Below are 16,248 nucleotides of genomic sequence, written 5' to 3'. Positions count from 1 at the left end.
ATGCAATGGACTACTGCCTGCCCGGAGTGGTGGCGGCTTCTGGCTGCCGGCGAATCGATCATCCCGGAGCCGCTGTTCCCGGACGAGGCGGAGGCCGGCCTAGAGGTGTTCAAAGGGCTGAAGATCGTCGACGCCCCCGGCAGCCCAACGATTGAGGCGTCTTGTGCGCCGTGGGTGCTGGCCTTTGCTGGTGCGATCTTCGGCAGCTACAACAGCGAAACAGGTGAGCGCCTGATCCGCGAGGTGATGCTGTGCATCCCGAAGAAGAACAGTAAATCGACGATCGCCGCCGGCATCATGCTGACCGCGCTGATACGAAACTGGCGGCTTTCGGCAGAGTTCATCATCCTGGCCCCGACCAAGGAGATTGCTGACAACTCGTTCATCCCGGCCAAGGACATGGTCAGTAACGATGACGAACTGAAGGCCCTGCTGCATGTACAGCCGCATCTTCGCCTGATCACCCATCGAGAGACGGGAGCGACGTTGAAGGTGGTTGCGGCGGACAGCGATGTGGTCGGCGGCAAGAAGGCTGTCGGCGTGCTGATTGATGAGGCCTGGCTGTTCGGCAAGAACCCCAAGGCGGCAGACATGATCCGCGAAGCCACGGGTGGCCTGCTGTCCAGGCCTGAAGGTTTCATCATCTGGCTGACCACGCAGTCGAACGAACCGCCCGCCGGGGTGTTCAAGTCGAAGCTGAACTATGCCCGCGGCGTGCGAGATGGGCGCATCGATGACAACCGCTTCCTGCCGATTATCTATGAGTTCTCTCAGGAGATGATCAAGAGCGGCGAGGCCCGGAAGCCTGAAAACTTCCACCTGGTTAACCCGAACATCAACTACTCGGTAGATCGCCCCACGCTGGAACGCCTGCACATGCAGGCTGAAATCGATGGCGAGGCAGAGATGCGCGGCTTCTTGGCCAAGCACCTCAACATCGAGATCGGCCTGGCACTCATGTCCGACAGCTGGGTCGGTGCCGCCTTCTGGGAGCCTCAGGCGAAAGAAGGCATGAGGCTGGACGACTTGCTCGAGCAGTGCGAGGTAATCGTCGCTGGCGTCGATGGCGGCGGTCTGGATGACTTGCTCGGGCTTGCGGTGATCGGTCGGGTTCGTGAGTCCCGCACCTGGCTGCACTGGGCGCATGCCTGGGCTCACCCGTCAGTGCTGGATCGGCGCAAGTCCGAGGCGCCACGGCTGCTGGATTTGAAGGCTGCCGGCGATGTAACCATCGTCGACAAGATCGGCGACGACGTGGATCAGCTCGCCGCCATCGTGGCCAGGATCAATCAGGCGGGCTTGCTCGACAAGGTCGGCCTGGACCCGGCCGGCATCGGTGCCGTGCTGGATGCCCTGGCCGATGTCGAGATCGACGAAGAGCAGGTGGTCGGCATCTCGCAGGGGTGGAAGCTCACCGGCGCGATCAAGACGACCGAGCGGCGGCTTGCCGAGGGATCACTCATCCATTGCGGCCAGCCGCTCATGGCTTGGTCCTGCGGCAATGCCAAGGGCGTGCCCTCGGCGAACGCCTTCCTGATCACCAAGCAGGCTTCTGGCACCGCAAAAATTGACCCGCTCATGGCGACCTTCAACGCCGTGTCGCTGATGGCTCTGAACCCCGAGGCCCGCGGCGGCCTGGACGACTATCTCAACCACGGCTTCTTTGGATTAGTAGGCTGACCATGGCATTCAAATGGTACAACCCCGCGACCTGGGGCTTCTTCGGCTACGCCGACCCGGCCACGGGCGACTATGTCGAAGTTGATCTGGAGGTCGGCGGTAAGCGCACCAAAGCAGGGATAAGGGTCAGCACCAAGACGGCGCTGTCGATCAGCATGGTCTGGTCCTGCGTCAAGATCCTCTCCGAGTCACTGAGTGGCCTGCCACTCAAGCTGTACGATGACAAGCAAGGCGGCCGAGCACTGGTCACTGGTAACGATCGGATGCTCAAGCTACTGCGCAAGCCGAACCCCTACATGACCATGCTGAACTTTCTCAAGTTCGTGGTCGTGAACATGGCGTTGCGCGGCAATGCATTCGCACTGATCGAACGGAACATCCATGGCGAGCCGATAGGCCTTGTGCCGCTGGATTGTCGGACCGTGAAGATCGACACCGAAGATGACTTGATTTACGTGGTGACACCAAGCGAGGGCGATCCCTATCCGGTGTCGCCAGAGCACATGCTCCACTTCAAGCTGTTCAGCTTGGACGGCATCGTAGGCCTCTCGCCGATAGAGCACCAAGCCGAAACCATGGGCTTGGCGAAGGCCGGGCAGCAATGGTCGGCGCGCTTCATGCGCAAGGGCGGCTTCACCGGCGGCTATGTCATCTACGAGCAATTCCTGACCAAGGCCCAGCAGGCCCAGGTAATGGAGAAGTTCCCCGATGTGCGCAAGGCCGATGCCGACGACATCGGCAAGATGGCCATCCTGCAGGGCAATCCGAAGATCGTCCCTGCCGGCATCAGCCAGAAGGATGCTCAGTTCATCGAGTCTCAGCAGTTCCAGGAGGAGGCGCTGGCTGGCATCTATGGCGTGCCGCTCTGGTTGGCCAACCGAGCCGGAAAGACCTCGATCTTGGGTTCGAACCTTGAGCAGCAGCTCACGGGCTACATCACCTTCGGCCTAAAGCCCTTCATCGACGCAGTCGAGGACGAATTCAACGACAAGCTCTATCGATCTGGCGCTCGCTTTGCCGAGTTCGCGGTCGAGGGGCTGCTGCGTGCCGATAGTGCGGGTCGTGCCACTTACTACGGCAGTGCGCTCGGCGGATCTGGCGGCTCTGGCTGGATGACCATCAATGAGGTCCGCGTGAAGGAAAACCTGCCTCCCCTGGAAGGCGACGAATACAACCGGGTCACCCGGTGGGAGATGGAGAAGAATGGCAAACCTTGAATGCCCGTTTGAGCTCAAGTCCGTCGACGAGGCCGGCAATTTCGAGGGCTACGCGGCAGTATTCAACAACGTGGACCTTGGCGATGACGTGATTGTCCCTGGCGCTTTCACCCGAGTGAAAGCAACCCGTGGCGGCAAGCTCAAGCTTGCCTTGTATCACGACCTGACCCGCCTTGTCGGCGCCGCCGACTTCACGTCGGACGATCACGGCCTGCTCTTGAAGGGGCAGGTCAACCTCAAGGTCAGCTACGCGCGCGACGCATACGAGCTGATGAAAGACGAAGTCCTCGACAGCATGTCGATCGGCTTCAACACCCTGAAGGCCGATTTTGAGGAGCGCGCCGGCCGCCGCGTGCGAGTCATCAAGGAGGCCGAACTGTGGGAAGCCTCCTTCGTTCCGTTCGGCATGAACCCTGAGGCGCAAGTCCTCAGCGTCAAGTCGGACATCAGGCTTTTCGAGAAGGCCCTGCGCGAACGCATGGGCCTCTCGCAGAAGGAAGCGGCGGCAGTCGCTTCGCTCGGCTACACCGCGCTACGCCGTGACGGCGGGAGCGAGGCCACGGCGATCGTGGATGAGCTGAAAGACATTTCCCAACTGTTCACCCACCATTTTGGAGTAGCGCAATGAGCGAAGTAAAAGAACTGAAGGACTCCCTGGAGCTGCAACTGAAGAGCGGCTTCGAGGGGTTGCAGAAGAAGTACGATGCGGCCATGGACGAGGTCCAGAAGGGTAACCAGGTGGCTGGCGACCTGAAAAAACAGATCGAGGACCAGAAGGGCGAGCTGCAGAAGGTCATCGACCAGGTGGTCGATCTGGAGCAGAAAGGCGTCAAGCTGCGCGGCCTGCCCAGCGAAGGCAAAAGCTTTATCGACATGATCCAGGGCGACGACAGCTACAAGGCGCTCAGCCAGAAGAACGCAGCGCTGGCCCAGCTCGAGGTCACCAAGTCCGACCTGGCCAGCATGAAGGAGATGAAGGTCACCAGTGCTGGAATCGTTGCGCCGGTCTACGACCCGGTGATTCAACCTGGCATCCGCCAGGAGCTACGCATCCGCGACCTGTTGACCGTCATCCCGGTGGCCGCGCAGGAATACACCTACTTCCGCGAGCTGCTGCACACCACCGGCGCCGCGCCAGTGGCTGAAGGCGGCCTGAAGCCAACCAGCAACGTTACCTTCGAGCGCGTCACCGACCGCGTGAAGAAGCTGGCGGTGTGGATGCCGGTCACCGACGAGGCCCTCGACGATGTGCCTCAGATGTTCGCCTACCTGCAGCAGCTGCTGCGCTACGACCTGAAGCTGGAGGAGGAGGCGCAGATCCTCAAAGGTGACGGTACCGGCGAGAACCTCAATGGCCTGATGACCCAGGCGACCGCCTACGACACCACCCTGAACAAGGCTGGCGACACCTCGATCGACCTGGTGCGCCGCGCGATCTACCAAGTGCGCAAGCAGTCGAAGATGTCTGCTGACGGTACGGTCATGACCGAGCTGGACTGGATGAACATCGAGCTGCAGAAGGACGGCGAGAACCGCTATCTGTTTGCCAACCTGCAGGGCCTGGTGACTCCGATCCTGTGGGGTCGTCCGGTGATCACCTCCGATAGCATGGACGAGGGCGATACCGAAACCGGCGGTGAGTTCTTGGTGGCGAACTTCGCGCGCTCCACCACCCTTTTCGATCGCCTGACCTTCCTGTTCAAGATGGGCCTGATCAACGATCAGTTCATCCGCAACGAGCGGGCGCTGCTGGTTGAGGAGCGACTGGGCCTCGGCGTGCGTCAGAAGAAGGCGCTGGTCAAGGGGCGATTCCTGGTCGCCGCGTAACCAACCCTCACTGAAGGCCGGCGCACCGCCGGCCTCTTCGTTTCTGGAGGCAGCATGAAAATCAAGATTCTGTGGGGTTTTGTTGGTAACGGAGCCTTGCTGGGCGCCAGTTCCAACAAGATCAAGGCCGGTGAAAGCTTCGACGATGCCGATGATGAGTACGCCTACACCCTGATCGGAAAAGGCCTGGCCGTCGAAGTTGACGCCAATGGTAAGCCGCGTGTGGCGAAACCGAAGGAAACCAAGCCTGCTGCGCCCAAGGAGGAAAAGGCTGCTGCTGAGAAAGCCGCCGCCGAGAAGGCAGCAGCAGAAAAAGCGGCAGCTGAAAAGGCTGCTGCCGAGAAAGCTGCGGCTGAGGCCAAGTAAATGCTCGACCTGGCCATCGTTAAGGTGCACCTGCGAGTTGATGGCGACGAGGAAGACGCCCTGATCGGTGGCTACGTCGCAGCAGCTCAGGCCCATATCGAGCAGCACTGTGACCGCAGGCTGGTTGCGGCCGATCCGGTTGAACCCGATGAGATGGGGCTCACCCGTGACGTGGAGCAAGCCATCCTGCTGCTGGTCGGTCACTGGTACGCCAACCGCGAGGCGGTCGTGGTCGGAGCATCTGGTGCCGGGGCAACTGCAATGCCGCTCGCTGTGGATCGACTCCTCTGGTACAGGAAACGCTTCTGATGGCACAGCTTGAACCTGGCGCTGGAGAACTCGACCAGCGCATCACCATTCGCCTGCGTGAGGATATGCCTGTTGACGAGGCCGACGTGGAGTCGGTTTTTGCCGAGCCTCGACAGCGCTGGGCAAAGCTCCGCGCGGTCGGCACTGCGGCCTACACCGACAGCGTGCAAACCGACGACACGATCACCCACCGCGTCTGGGTTCGCCGGATCGAGGGTGTCACCACGTCCCACGAAATCGTTTCTGGCAGCATGGTCTATCGCGTCAAGCGCAGCGCGCCGTGGGGGGCTGGCAAGCGCTTCACCGTGATCGAGGTCGAAGAGCTCGGTCAGCAACAGGTCGGAGGAGGTATCTATGGCTAACTCGGCATCCGTCGATAGCTATCTGCACATTGAAGGCTTCGACCAGTTCGGCCGGGAGATCTTCGACAAGAAGCAGATCCGCAAGGGGATGCGCAAGGCCGGCCAGGTGGTCAGCCGCCGCGCCCAGCTGAACCTGGCACTGGCACGCGGCCAGGACAGCTATCCAATCAACCGTACCGGCAGGACCGTCGACTCCATCAAGTTCAAGGTGTCCCGCGCCGGGTTCCTGGTAAAAATCGCACCATTCAAGACCTCAGCGATGGCGGAGTATTACCCCGCCTACCTGCACTACGGCGTGAAGATGGGGAGTAAGCCCAAAGCACTAGCCCCGGGGAAAGGTCGAGGAAAGTCCAATCGTCGCGCCCCGGGGCAACTGGCTGCTGAAAAAGCCATCCGATCTGCAGGCGCTTGGCGAATCGCCCCCAGAGCCAACTACATGGAAGACGCCTTGCAAGACGAAAAGAGCCAGGTCGAATCCATCCTCAAGGCTGCATTCGCCGCGGCCCTCGGTTAGTCATCAGGCCCGCCGGGCCGGAACTCGAACATGAAAATCTCCCCCATCATCGCGCACCTGCGCGAGAACTGCCCGAGCCTGGCTGCCAGGGTCTCGGGCGGCATCGACCTGGATGCGGTCAGCGAGTCGGCGCTGCTGAAGAACCCCTCGGCCTACGTGATTGCCGCCGATGACAAGGCGGGCGACAACAAAGCCACGAACGCCGTGATCCAAGATGTCGAGGACCGCTTCGAGGTGGTCCTGGCCATGGATACCAAGGACGAGCGCGGCCAGCAGGCCGCCGACCTGCTGCACGACTTCCGCAAGGAGTTGTGGCGCGCCCTGGTCGGCTGGCGGCCGGCAGCCGAGTACGATCCGATCGTCTATGACGGCGGCGGCCTGGTGCTGATCAACCGAGCCCGGGTGGTCTACCGCTTCAGCTTCTCGGCAGCATTCCAGCTCGGTCGTAACAGCTCTGACGACCCGGCCGAAACGTGGCACGAGCACGAGCTCGACGGCCTGCCGGCGTTCACCGGGGCCACCATCAACATGGACTGCATCGATCCGGCCGACCCCAACCTGCAGTACCCCGGCCCTGATGGGCGTATCGAAATGAAGTTCTCCGGAGACCCCGAACCATGACCCAGCGCATCACCGTGGTGCCGGCTGCCGGCCGCGCCGTGCCAGACCCGCAGACGGGTAGTCTGCTGCCCGCTGAGGGCCGCGAAGTAGTCGACAGCGACTGGTGGCGCCGCCGCCTGGCCGATGGCGACATCACCATCAAGCAGGCCAAGGCGGCCAAGAAAGAGGTAATCCAGCAATGAGCATCGGCTTCAGCAACATCCCTGCCGATATCCGTGTGCCGCTGTTCTACGCGGAGATGGATAACTCGGCGGCCAACACTGCGTCGTCGGTGATGCGCCGGCTGATCGTCGCCCAGGTCAATGATGACGCCACGTCGGAAGAGATCGGCCAGCTGGTGCTCGTGCCGAGCGTCAGCCTGGCCAAGTCCATCGGCGGCCAGGGCTCCATGCTTGCCGCCATGTACGAAATCTGGCGCAAAGCCGACCCGGTGGGTGAGGTTTGGTGTCTGCCGCTCAAGGCCACTACCGGCGTGGAGGCAAAGGGCACCGTGACGGTGACCGGTGCTGCGACCGAGTCCGGGCTGCTGAGCCTGTACATCGGCGGTGTGCGCGTACAGGCGACTGTGACTGCCGCCGCAACTGCTGAGCAGGCAGCTTCGGCGCTGGCGGTGCAGGTGAATGCCAAGGCTGATCTTCCGGTCACTGCAGCAGCTGCAGGCGCAGTTGTGACCCTGACCTGCAAGTGGAAGGGCGAAAGCGGCAACGACATCGCCGTGCAGATGAATCGCCTGGGCAAGACCAATGGCGAATTCACCCCCGCCGGGCTCACCGTCGCGGTGGCGGCCATGGCCAGCGGTGCAGGCACGCCTGACCAGATTGATGCCCTGGCTGCCCTCGGCGATGAGCCGTTCGAGTTCATCTGCCTACCCTGGACCGACACCACCACCCTGGATGCCTGGAAGCTGGCCATGGACGACAGCGCCGGCCGCTGGTCCTGGGCCAAGCAGTTGTTCGGCCACGTCTACAGCGCCAAGCGTGGGACCATCGGCACGCTGGTGGCTGCGGGCCAGGCGCGCAACGACCAGCATGTCACCATCCAGGGGGTGGAGCAGGGTGTGCCGCAACCGGTCTGGCAAGTAGCTGCAGCGCTCGCGGCGCGTACGGCGGCCTTCATCTCCGCCGACGCCAGCCGTCCGACGCAGAGCGGCGCCATGCCGGGTATCGACGCGGCGCCGGCAAGCGGCCGATTCACGCTCACCGAACGTCAGTCGCTGCTCAGCTACGGTGTCGGCACGGCCTATTTCGAAGGCGGCTCGATGCGCATTCAGCGCTCGATCACTACCTACCAGAAGAACGCTTACGGCCAGCCGGACAACTCGTACCTGGACAGCGAGACCATGCACCAGTCGGCTTTCATCATCCGCCGCCTGCAGGGTGTCATCACCAGCAAGTATGGTCGGCACAAACTGGCCAGCGACGGCACCCGCTTCGGCGCCGGCCAGCCGATAGTGACGCCCAGCACCATTCGCGGCGAGCTGATCGCCCAGTACGGCAAGCTGGAAAACGAAGGCCACGTCGAAAACGCCGAACTGTTCGCCGAGCACCTGGTGGTCGAGCGCGACAACAACGATCCCAGCCGGGTGAACGTGCTGTTCCCGCCTGACTACATCAACGGCCTGCGCGTCTTCGCGCTCCTGAACCAGTTCCGGCTGCAGTACGACGACGCGGCCTGATTCGGTCGCCCATATCCCAAGCCCGCCTGAGCGGGCTTTTTCATTTTCGGAGACAAGACCATGGGTCAAAGAGTCGCTGGCACCTGCTACATCAAAGTGGACGGTGCCCAGCTGACCATCACTGGCGGCTGTGAGGCCCCGCTGATGGACGTGAAGCGAGAGTCGGTGGTGCCGGGCTGCTACAAGGAGGAGGACCTGACGCCTTACGTGAAGGTCACTGCTGTGTACACGCCTGACTTTCCGCTGAAAAAACTGGTGACCGGTACAGACATGACCATCACCTGCGAATTCAAGAACGGCAAGGTGTACGTGCTGTCTGCCGCCTACCTGGTCGACGAGCCTGTGTTGAGCGGTGACGACGGCACTGCCGACCTGCAATTCGACGGCCTCAAAGGGGTATGGCAATGACTGAAGTGATCAAGCTGTCCAGCCCAATCAAGGCGCAAGACGAAGAACTCAACGAGCTCAAGCTGCGCCGGCCTACGGTTCAGGAAGTTCGGGCCATCAAGTCGCTGCCCTACAAGGTCAACCAGAACGACGAGATCAGCCTGGACATGGACACCTCGGCCAAGTACATCGCCGTCTGCGCCGGCATTCCACCGTCGTCGGTGAACCAGCTGGACCTGTCTGACCTGCACACGGCCAGCTGGGCGATTGCCCGTTTTTTCATGAGTGCGGCCTCGCCGACACCGAAAGCCTGATCGCACTCGCCTACGACCTTGCGTGGTTCTGGAAGGTTGATCCTGACCAGATCCTCGCCAAGCCGCTGGACCTCTTCCTCGAATCGTTGGTGCACGCCCAGCGCATCAACGCCCTGCAGCAGGTGCCGTGATGGCCGACAAGTTTCAGCTCAAGGCGCTCATCACCGGCGTCGACAAGCTCTCGCCAACCTTGGCGGGGATCCGCAAAAACGTTTCGAGCTTTCAGAAGGGCCTGGAGAAGACCGGGCTCGGCAAGATCGGGTTTCGTGATCTGATCGCGGGTGGCGCCATCGCGGCGCCGTTCGTGGCCGGGATCAGCAAAGCCATCGAGTTCGAGTCGCAGATGGCCGACGTGAAGAAGGTCGTCGACTTCGACACCCCAGAGCAGTTCAAGAAGATGGGGGATGATATCGGGCGCATGTCCGAACGGCTGCCCATGGCGGCCGGCGACATCGCCAAGATCGTCGCCGCGGGCGGCCAGTCCGGTATTGCCAAGAATGAACTGCTTGGCTTCGCCGAGGCCGCGGTGAAGATGGGGGTAGCCTTCGACCAGACCGCCGATCAATCCGGCGAGATGATGGCCAAGTGGCGCACCTCGTTCAAGATGGGCCAGGACGACGTGGTCGCGCTGGCCGACAAGATCAACTACCTGGGCAACACGGGGCCGGCGAACACCAAGCAGATCTCGGGCATCGTGACCCGTATCGGTCCGCTGGGCGAGATCGCGGGCCTGGCATCGGGCCAGATCGCAGCCCTGGGCGCAACCATGGCCGGTGTGGGTGTGGAGGAGGAGGTGGCCGCCACGGGCATCAAGAACTTCATGCTCGCGATGACCAAGGGTTCAGCGGCGACAAAGAGCCAGGCTGAAGCGTTCAAGGCGCTGCGGCTCGACTCCAAGGAAGTCGCCAAGGCCATGCAGACCGACGCCCAAGGCGCGGTACTGGGCATCCTTGACCGAATCAAGGACGTGGACAAGTCCAAACAGGCCGGGCTAATGGCCAACTTGTTCGGCAGCGAATCGATCACCGCCATCGCTCCGCTGCTGACCAACCTCGACTTACTCAAAGGCAACCTGCAAAAGGTGGCCGACGAGAAGGGCTACTCCGGATCCATGGACAAGGAGTACGCCTCTCGGGCAGCGACTACGGCGAACAACCTGCAGCTGCTGCGCAACACCATCGACGGGGTTGGTCGAGCCCTGGGCAATGCGCTGCTGCCCGGCCTGAATGAGGCCGTCGACTCTATCAGGCCCCTCATCAGTTACACCGCCGCGATGATCGAGGCGAACCCAAACCTGGTTCGCGGCCTGGTTGGGGCCGGCGTGGCATTCACCGGCATTCGCGCCGCGATTGTGGCCGCGACGGTTGCTACCAAGGTCATGGGTTTGGCGCTGGCCGCAAGCCCTATCGGCCTGATCGCGTTAGGTATCGCTGCTGCTGCAGGGTTGATCATCGCCAATTGGGAAACGGTAGGGCCGTTCTTCTCTGCCATGTGGGAGCTGATCAAGGCCTATGCGGTCCCGGCCTGGGACATGTTCAAGGAGTTCGCCGCCTGGACGCCGCTCGGCCTCATCATCAAAAACTGGGAGCCCATCGCCGAGTTCTTCAAGTCGTTGTGGGGTGAGATCAGCGGCTTCATCGAACCCATCATGAAGTTCATGGGGCTGGATGAGGGCGGGGAAGGCATCACGGCCAAGGTGCAGCGCGCCGCCTACGCCCAGAATCAGCGCAATGGCGAGGCGCTCGGGGGAGGAGACGGCTCGATGCTCGCGGCCAATGCGGGAGCGCAAGCTCTTGCGCGGCAGCAGGGCATGACCTCGGCCATGGGGATCCCTTCGGCGGGGGCTCTGCTCAAGGCACCGACGCCTGGCAGCCTGGTCATGGCCGGCAACAAGGCCCAGGTCAATGGCGAGCTGAACATCAACATCAACGGCGCGCCGCCCGGCACACGCGTCGAACAACCGAAAACCAATCAGGCTGGCTTGCAAATCAAGCCGAACGTGGGCCATCGGACCCTGGGGGCAGGATGAGCGTGACAACCTGGCGTGACAGCCTGCTGCCGGCGTCCTTTCGTGGCGTATCGTTTGAAGTCGAACAGACCTCGATGCCGACAGGCCAGCGCGGGCAACTGCACGAGTTTGTGCAGCGGGACGATCCCTTCTTCGAGCAACTGGGCAAGCGCGCTCAACCCCACAAGCTGACGGCCTTCATCATCGGGCCTGACTGCTTCGAGCGCCGCGACAAGTTGCTGGATGCATTGGAGACCCCGGGCGCGGGCGAACTGGTACACCCTTGGCTCGGGCGCATGCTGGTCAAGGCCGGCTCCTGCGACGTGAGTCATGACCGTCGCGAAGGGGGGCTGGTTCGTTTCGAGCTGGAGATGTATCCGGACCAGCCCCGCAAGTACCCAAGCGCGAAGCCGAACACGCAGCAGCGTGCAGCCAAGGCCTCCGAAGGTTTGCTTGACTCGGCGCTGGGGCGCTACGGCTCCGCCATGGAGCGAGTCGACGCGGCGAGGATCAACCTGAACAGCTTGCGCAGCAGCGTCAGCGGCGTCTTCGCCACGGTGCAGCAGCATTTCTCGCCGATCGCTTCGGCGGTGAATGGTGTCACAGGCTTCGTGCAGTCGATCGTTAATGCGCCGGACAGTCTTCGTTCGATGTTTGGCAGCTATTTCGGCAGCATCGGTGGCGGGCTGTTCAGCCTATTTGCCTCGGACTCCTCAGTCTCCAGCTACCGCGGCTCGCTCAGCATGGCGAATCAGCAGGTTGAGTCGGTTCGGGCGGTCGACACGCTGCCGCCGGCTGGCGGCGCTGATACATCGGCAGCTGCTCAGGCGACAGCCGACCTGGTGCAGGACGCGCTGCTGGTCCAGGTCGGCACCATCGTGGCCGACCTGCCAGTGGCGCCGCCGGCCGAGCCGCCGGCAAGCGTCCCTCCGCTCGACCAGCAAGTGCAGCAGCCGATCGAGCGCCCAGAGGTTCCGGTCGCCGATGACGTGCTCGCGCTTCGGGATGACTTGAGCGATGCGATCTGGCAGGCATCGCTCAAGGCTGGCCATGCGCATTACCAGGCGCTGACCGATCTGCGGCACGCGCTCAGCGACCACCTGACGGCTGTGGCCGCCTCGGGCGTGCGCCTGGTCGATGTGACCCCTGAGCAAACGCTGCCGGCTCTGGTGTTGGCATATCGTCGGTTCGGCGATGCCACTCGCCAAGGTGAGGTGGTGCAGCGCAACCGCCTTCGACACCCCGGGTTCGTCCCGCCGCGACCATTGAAGCTCGCAAAGGAGTAGGGCATGGATGGACAGAACGCCGTCACCCTGACGGTTGACGGCTTGGACTATGGCGGCTGGAAGGACGTGGAGATCTCCGCGGGGATCGAGCGCCAGGCCCGTGACTTCCGCCTGAGCGTCACCTGGCGCTGGCCAGGGCAGGAGGTGGTCCGCCCCATCCGCCAGGGGGCGCGCTGCGAAGTGCGCATTGGTGCCGATCTGGTGCTAACCGGCTGGGTGTTCTCGACGCCGATCAGCCATGGCGCCGACCAGATCACCCTGTCGGTATCCGGCCGCTCGCTGACTGCCGACCTGGTGGACTGCGCCGCCGTCAACAAGCCAGGGCAATGGAAGAACCAGAGCGCGCAAGCGATCGTCAGCGCACTGGCTGCACCGTACAACCTGCGGGTCAGCAGCGAGATATCGGCTACAGCGCAACTGTCGGACCACACCATCGAGCCGGGAGAGACTGCATTCGAATCCATCGATCGCCTGCTCACCCTGTTCCGAGTGTTTTCCACGGACGACGCCAGGGGCCAGGTTGTGCTGGCCAGCGTCGGCAGCCAGGGTCGCGCCTTCGATCGGATCGAAGTCGGCAGCAACGTCCTTACCGGCAGCGCTGGCCTGGATTTCTCGGGTGTCTTCTCCGAGTACCAGGTGCTTGGCCAGCGCAGCGGCACCGACAAGGCCTACGGCGAGAAGGCGGCCGAGGTGTCGGCATCTGTCAGCGACAGCCGCACTTCGCGTAAGCGCACGCACATCATCCACCAGACCGGCCAGATGACCGACGAGCTCGCCCAGGGTCGCGCCAATTGGGAACGTGGCAACCGCATGGGCAAAGCCCTGCAGGCCACTTACACCGTGCAAGGCTGGCGGCAGAGCAACGGCGCCTTGTGGCGCCACAACACCGTTGTGCGGGTGATTGATCCGCTGATCGGCTTTGATCGCGACATGGTGATTGCCGAAGTGACCTACACCCTGAGCGAAAGCGGAATGATCACGACCCTGGTGGTCGGCCCGCCTGAAGGCTACGAGCCAGAGCCGCCCGACCCGCTGAAGCGCCGCAAGCTGAAGAAGGGCAAGAAGGGCGACAACTTCGAATACTTGCTGCCAGAAGACTGGGGGAAACAATGACTATGCTGACGCGCATGATGGCCCGCGGCACAGTGGTCTTGGCTAGCGCCGGGAACATGCTCCAGGCGCTGCAGATGCGATTGACCGCCGGTGAAGTGAAGGATGACCTGGAGCACTTCGAACCCTACGGCTTCACCAGCCATCCGAAGCAAGGCGCCGAAGGCATCGCGCTCTTCCTGGGTGGCGATCGCTCCCATGGGGTGGTGGTGTGTGTAGCAGACCGCCGCTTTCGGCTGAAGGAATTGGAGCCGGGAGAGGTGGCGTTGTACACCGACGAGGGCGACAGTTTCGTGTTCAAGCGAGGCCGGGTAGTCGAGCTGGAAACCCTGACGCTCAAGGTCAAGGCTGAAAAAGCGGTCGAGTTCGATACCGAGGTCTTCAAGGTAACAGCCAGCTCTGGCGTCGAGTTTGATACTCCGCTCATCACGACCACTGGGCGCATCGAATCCGATGGCGACCAAGTGGCCGCAGGCGTCAGCCAGATCAAGCACATTCACGACGGCATCAGCCGCGGCAACGCCGAATCGAATCCCCCTGTAGGTGCTGCCCCATGACCCTTGCCGAATCCGATAAGTCGCTCGTGCGGACTGTTGTAATCAGCCTGTTCACTTGGCGGCGCGCCGGCCCAGATGACCCGGTCGACGACGAAGAGCGCTACGGCTGGTGGGGTGATAGCTTCCCGCGCGTTGCAGATGACCGCATCGGCTCGCGCCTCTGGCTGCTGCGCCGGGTAAAGCTGACGGAGCGCTCCCAGCGTGACGCCGAGTACTACGCCGAAGAGGCGCTTCGATGGCTGGTAGACGACGGCCAGGTGCTCAGCGTGGCAGTCACCAGCGAGCGCGCCGATAGCACTCGACTGAACCTTCGTGTCGTGCTGACGCTGCCCAGCGGCGCACCTCTCATCATCGATTCAGACCAACTCTGGCAGGTGAACTATGCCGTTTGAAATCCCGGCGCTGCCGACACTCATCAGTCGTGCTCAGGCAGATCTTGGCAGCAACGCCCTGCGGCACTCCGATGCTCAGGTCTTGGCCAGGTCGCAAGCCGGCACAGCGTTTGGGCTTTACGGTTACCTCAACTGGATTGTCGAGCAGATCCTGCCCGATACCGCCGACGAGGAAACGCTGGAGCGCATTGCTTCGCTGCGATTGCAGCAGCCCCGCAAAGCAGCTGCGCCCGCCGATGGTCCTGTGCGCTTTCAGGCTGCTGCAGGGGCTGCGCTCGATATCGACACGGTGCTCCAAGCGGAAGACGGCCGCGCCTACAAAGTGACCACCAGCATAACGACCGAGGCCGGAACCAATACCACGACCGTCGAAGCGGTAGATGCCGGCGCACTGGGCAATGCGGTCGAAGGGCTAACCCTGAATCTGGTGCAGCCTGTTGAGGGCATAGCGGGGGCATTCACCGTGCTGGCGCCCGGCCTGACTGGCGGCACGCCTCAAGAGAGCGTTGAGTCGCTACGTGCTCGCGTGATCCGCTCCTATCGCGTGATCCCGCACGGTGGCAACAGGGACGACTATGAAACCTGGGCGTTGGAGTGCGCCGGTGTGACCCGCGCCTGGTGCGTGCGCAGCTACTTGGGACCTGGCACGGTCGGCGTGTTCTTCATGCGTGACGACGACGCCAACCCGGTGCCAGACGCTGGTGAGCTGGCGGAGGTGAAGGCATACATCGAGGAGCGCCGGCCGGTAACTGCCGAGGTCTATGTGCTGGCACCGGTCACGGTGCCTGTCACCTATCAGGTCCGCCTCGATCCAGATACAACGGCGACCCGCGCCGCCGTCGAAGCGCAGCTACTCGACCTGCATAACCGTGAGGCCGGCCTGGGCGAGAAGCTTCTGCTGAGTCATATGCGAGAAGCAATCAGTGGCGCCAGGGGCGAATGGGATCACGAACTGGTTTCGCCAGCGGCTGACCTCGCGCCGGCGAACAACGAGCTACTGACCTACGGGGGTTGCGCATGGCTGGCATGAGATCGTCGGCACAGTACAAGCAGCAGCTGCGAGCGCTGCTGCCGCTCGGGCCGGCCTGGGATCCGGAGCTTGTGCCTGAGGTGGATCTGGTGCTGGAAGGGGTCTCGCAGGAGTTTGCCCGTATCGAAGCGCGGGCCGTTGCTGCGCTCAACGAAATGGATGCAAGCGGGGTGAGTGAGCTTGTGCCGGATTGGGAGGCTGTGATGGGGCTTCCCGATCCCTGCCTCGGCAATAACCCATCTTTTGAGGATCGCCGCCTCTCGGTCCAACAAAGGCTAACCGCCATTGGTGGCCAAGATATCGCGTACCTGATCAGTCTCGCTGTTGGGCAGGGCTACCCCAACGCAACAATTACCGAACATCGGGCGCCTCGCTTTGGTCGTGCTCGGTTCGGGCCTTCGCGTTTCGGGACCTGGAAAGCACAGTTTCTGTGGACGCTGCACACAGGCGATCGTCAGCGGGTTGGGCGGCGCTTCGGTGCCAGCTATTGGGGCGAACGATTCGGCATGAATCCTGGGAACGCCCTTGAGTGCGTCATTCGCCGTGCGGCGCCCGCCCACACGATAGTCAATATTGATTTCACGTGAGGAGTA

General features: G+C 62.6%; 20 protein-coding genes. All 20 read left to right on the top strand.

All coding sequences use genetic code 11. From position 1 onward, the window contains the following. The 20 genes from DM373_RS22015 (at position 1) to DM373_RS21920 (ending at position 16,242) form a co-directional block, all read left to right on the top strand. Positions 1 to 1,680: a terminase large subunit gene (locus tag DM373_RS22015; RefSeq protein ID WP_110995586.1), complete on the top strand. Its 1,680-nt coding sequence runs from the start codon at positions 1 to 3 to the stop codon at positions 1,678 to 1,680. Positions 1,681 to 1,682: 2 nt separating this feature from the next. Next, positions 1,683 to 2,897: a phage portal protein gene (locus DM373_RS22010; RefSeq protein ID WP_110995585.1), complete on the top strand. Its 1,215-nt coding sequence runs from the start codon at positions 1,683 to 1,685 to the stop codon at positions 2,895 to 2,897. Beyond that, entirely contained in the window at positions 2,884 to 3,525 is a 642-nt protein-coding gene (locus tag DM373_RS22005; protein WP_110995584.1) for an HK97 family phage prohead protease, read from the top strand. Before DM373_RS22010 ends, DM373_RS22005 begins: the two co-directional genes overlap by 14 nt. Then, positions 3,522 to 4,724: a phage major capsid protein gene (locus DM373_RS22000; RefSeq protein WP_110995583.1), complete on the top strand. Its 1,203-nt coding sequence runs from the start codon at positions 3,522 to 3,524 to the stop codon at positions 4,722 to 4,724. Before DM373_RS22005 ends, DM373_RS22000 begins: the two co-directional genes overlap by 4 nt. 54 nt (positions 4,725 to 4,778) lie before the next feature. Beyond that, a complete protein-coding gene (locus tag DM373_RS21995; RefSeq protein ID WP_110995582.1) occupies positions 4,779 to 5,090 on the top strand; it encodes a hypothetical protein in 312 nt (103 codons plus the stop codon). Beyond that, positions 5,091 to 5,399, top strand: coding sequence for a head-tail connector protein (locus tag DM373_RS21990; protein ID WP_110995581.1), 309 nt, complete (start codon positions 5,091 to 5,093; stop codon positions 5,397 to 5,399). Next, a complete protein-coding gene (locus DM373_RS21985) occupies positions 5,399 to 5,761 on the top strand; it encodes a head-tail adaptor protein (protein WP_110995580.1) in 363 nt (120 codons plus the stop codon). Before DM373_RS21990 ends, DM373_RS21985 begins: the two co-directional genes overlap by 1 nt. Beyond that, a complete protein-coding gene (locus DM373_RS21980) occupies positions 5,754 to 6,275 on the top strand; it encodes a hypothetical protein (protein ID WP_110995579.1) in 522 nt (173 codons plus the stop codon). Before DM373_RS21985 ends, DM373_RS21980 begins: the two co-directional genes overlap by 8 nt. Positions 6,276 to 6,305: 30 nt before the next feature. Next, entirely contained in the window at positions 6,306 to 6,896 is a 591-nt protein-coding gene (locus tag DM373_RS21975) for a phage tail terminator protein (protein WP_110995578.1), read from the top strand. After that, on the top strand, positions 6,893 to 7,078 hold the full coding sequence (locus DM373_RS21970; protein ID WP_110995577.1) for a DUF2635 domain-containing protein: 186 nt from the start codon (positions 6,893 to 6,895) through the stop codon (positions 7,076 to 7,078). The genes DM373_RS21975 and DM373_RS21970 overlap by 4 nt, the downstream gene beginning before the upstream one ends. After that, positions 7,075 to 8,571 carry a phage tail sheath subtilisin-like domain-containing protein gene (locus tag DM373_RS21965; protein ID WP_110995576.1) on the top strand — a complete coding sequence of 499 codons (1,497 nt, stop codon included), beginning with the start codon at positions 7,075 to 7,077 and terminating at the stop codon, positions 8,569 to 8,571. Before DM373_RS21970 ends, DM373_RS21965 begins: the two co-directional genes overlap by 4 nt. A gap of 60 nt (positions 8,572 to 8,631) precedes the next feature. Continuing rightward, positions 8,632 to 8,979: a phage tail tube protein gene (locus tag DM373_RS21960; RefSeq protein ID WP_110995575.1), complete on the top strand. Its 348-nt coding sequence runs from the start codon at positions 8,632 to 8,634 to the stop codon at positions 8,977 to 8,979. Then, positions 8,976 to 9,272: a phage tail assembly protein gene (locus DM373_RS21955; RefSeq protein WP_110995574.1), complete on the top strand. Its 297-nt coding sequence runs from the start codon at positions 8,976 to 8,978 to the stop codon at positions 9,270 to 9,272. The genes DM373_RS21960 and DM373_RS21955 overlap by 4 nt, the downstream gene beginning before the upstream one ends. A 130-nt stretch (positions 9,273 to 9,402) precedes the next feature. Beyond that, positions 9,403 to 11,301 carry a phage tail tape measure protein gene (locus DM373_RS21950; RefSeq protein WP_110995573.1) on the top strand — a complete coding sequence of 633 codons (1,899 nt, stop codon included), beginning with the start codon at positions 9,403 to 9,405 and terminating at the stop codon, positions 11,299 to 11,301. Between the two features lie 2 nt (positions 11,302 to 11,303). Then, complete coding sequence (locus tag DM373_RS21945) at positions 11,304 to 12,566, top strand: DNA circularization protein (protein ID WP_110995572.1); 1,263 nt, start codon at positions 11,304 to 11,306, stop codon at positions 12,564 to 12,566. Positions 12,567 to 12,569: 3 nt separating this feature from the next. After that, a complete protein-coding gene (locus tag DM373_RS21940; protein ID WP_110995571.1) occupies positions 12,570 to 13,679 on the top strand; it encodes a phage baseplate assembly protein in 1,110 nt (369 codons plus the stop codon). Then, positions 13,676 to 14,233, top strand: a complete 558-nt coding sequence (locus tag DM373_RS21935) for a phage baseplate assembly protein V (protein ID WP_110995570.1) — start codon at positions 13,676 to 13,678, stop codon at positions 14,231 to 14,233. Before DM373_RS21940 ends, DM373_RS21935 begins: the two co-directional genes overlap by 4 nt. Next, positions 14,230 to 14,625, top strand: a complete 396-nt coding sequence (locus tag DM373_RS21930) for a phage GP46 family protein (RefSeq protein ID WP_110995569.1) — start codon at positions 14,230 to 14,232, stop codon at positions 14,623 to 14,625. Before DM373_RS21935 ends, DM373_RS21930 begins: the two co-directional genes overlap by 4 nt. Beyond that, positions 14,615 to 15,655, top strand: a complete 1,041-nt coding sequence (locus DM373_RS21925) for a baseplate J/gp47 family protein (protein ID WP_110995568.1) — start codon at positions 14,615 to 14,617, stop codon at positions 15,653 to 15,655. The genes DM373_RS21930 and DM373_RS21925 overlap by 11 nt, the downstream gene beginning before the upstream one ends. Then, positions 15,643 to 16,242: a YmfQ family protein gene (locus DM373_RS21920; RefSeq protein WP_110995567.1), complete on the top strand. Its 600-nt coding sequence runs from the start codon at positions 15,643 to 15,645 to the stop codon at positions 16,240 to 16,242. Before DM373_RS21925 ends, DM373_RS21920 begins: the two co-directional genes overlap by 13 nt. The last annotated feature ends 6 nt before the right edge of the window (positions 16,243 to 16,248 follow it).

Origin of the sequence: Pseudomonas sichuanensis (assembly GCF_003231305.1) — a bacterium.
Lineage (GTDB): Bacteria > Pseudomonadota > Gammaproteobacteria > Pseudomonadales > Pseudomonadaceae > Aquipseudomonas > Aquipseudomonas sichuanensis.
This window is presented reverse-complemented; position numbering and strand designations above follow the sequence as displayed.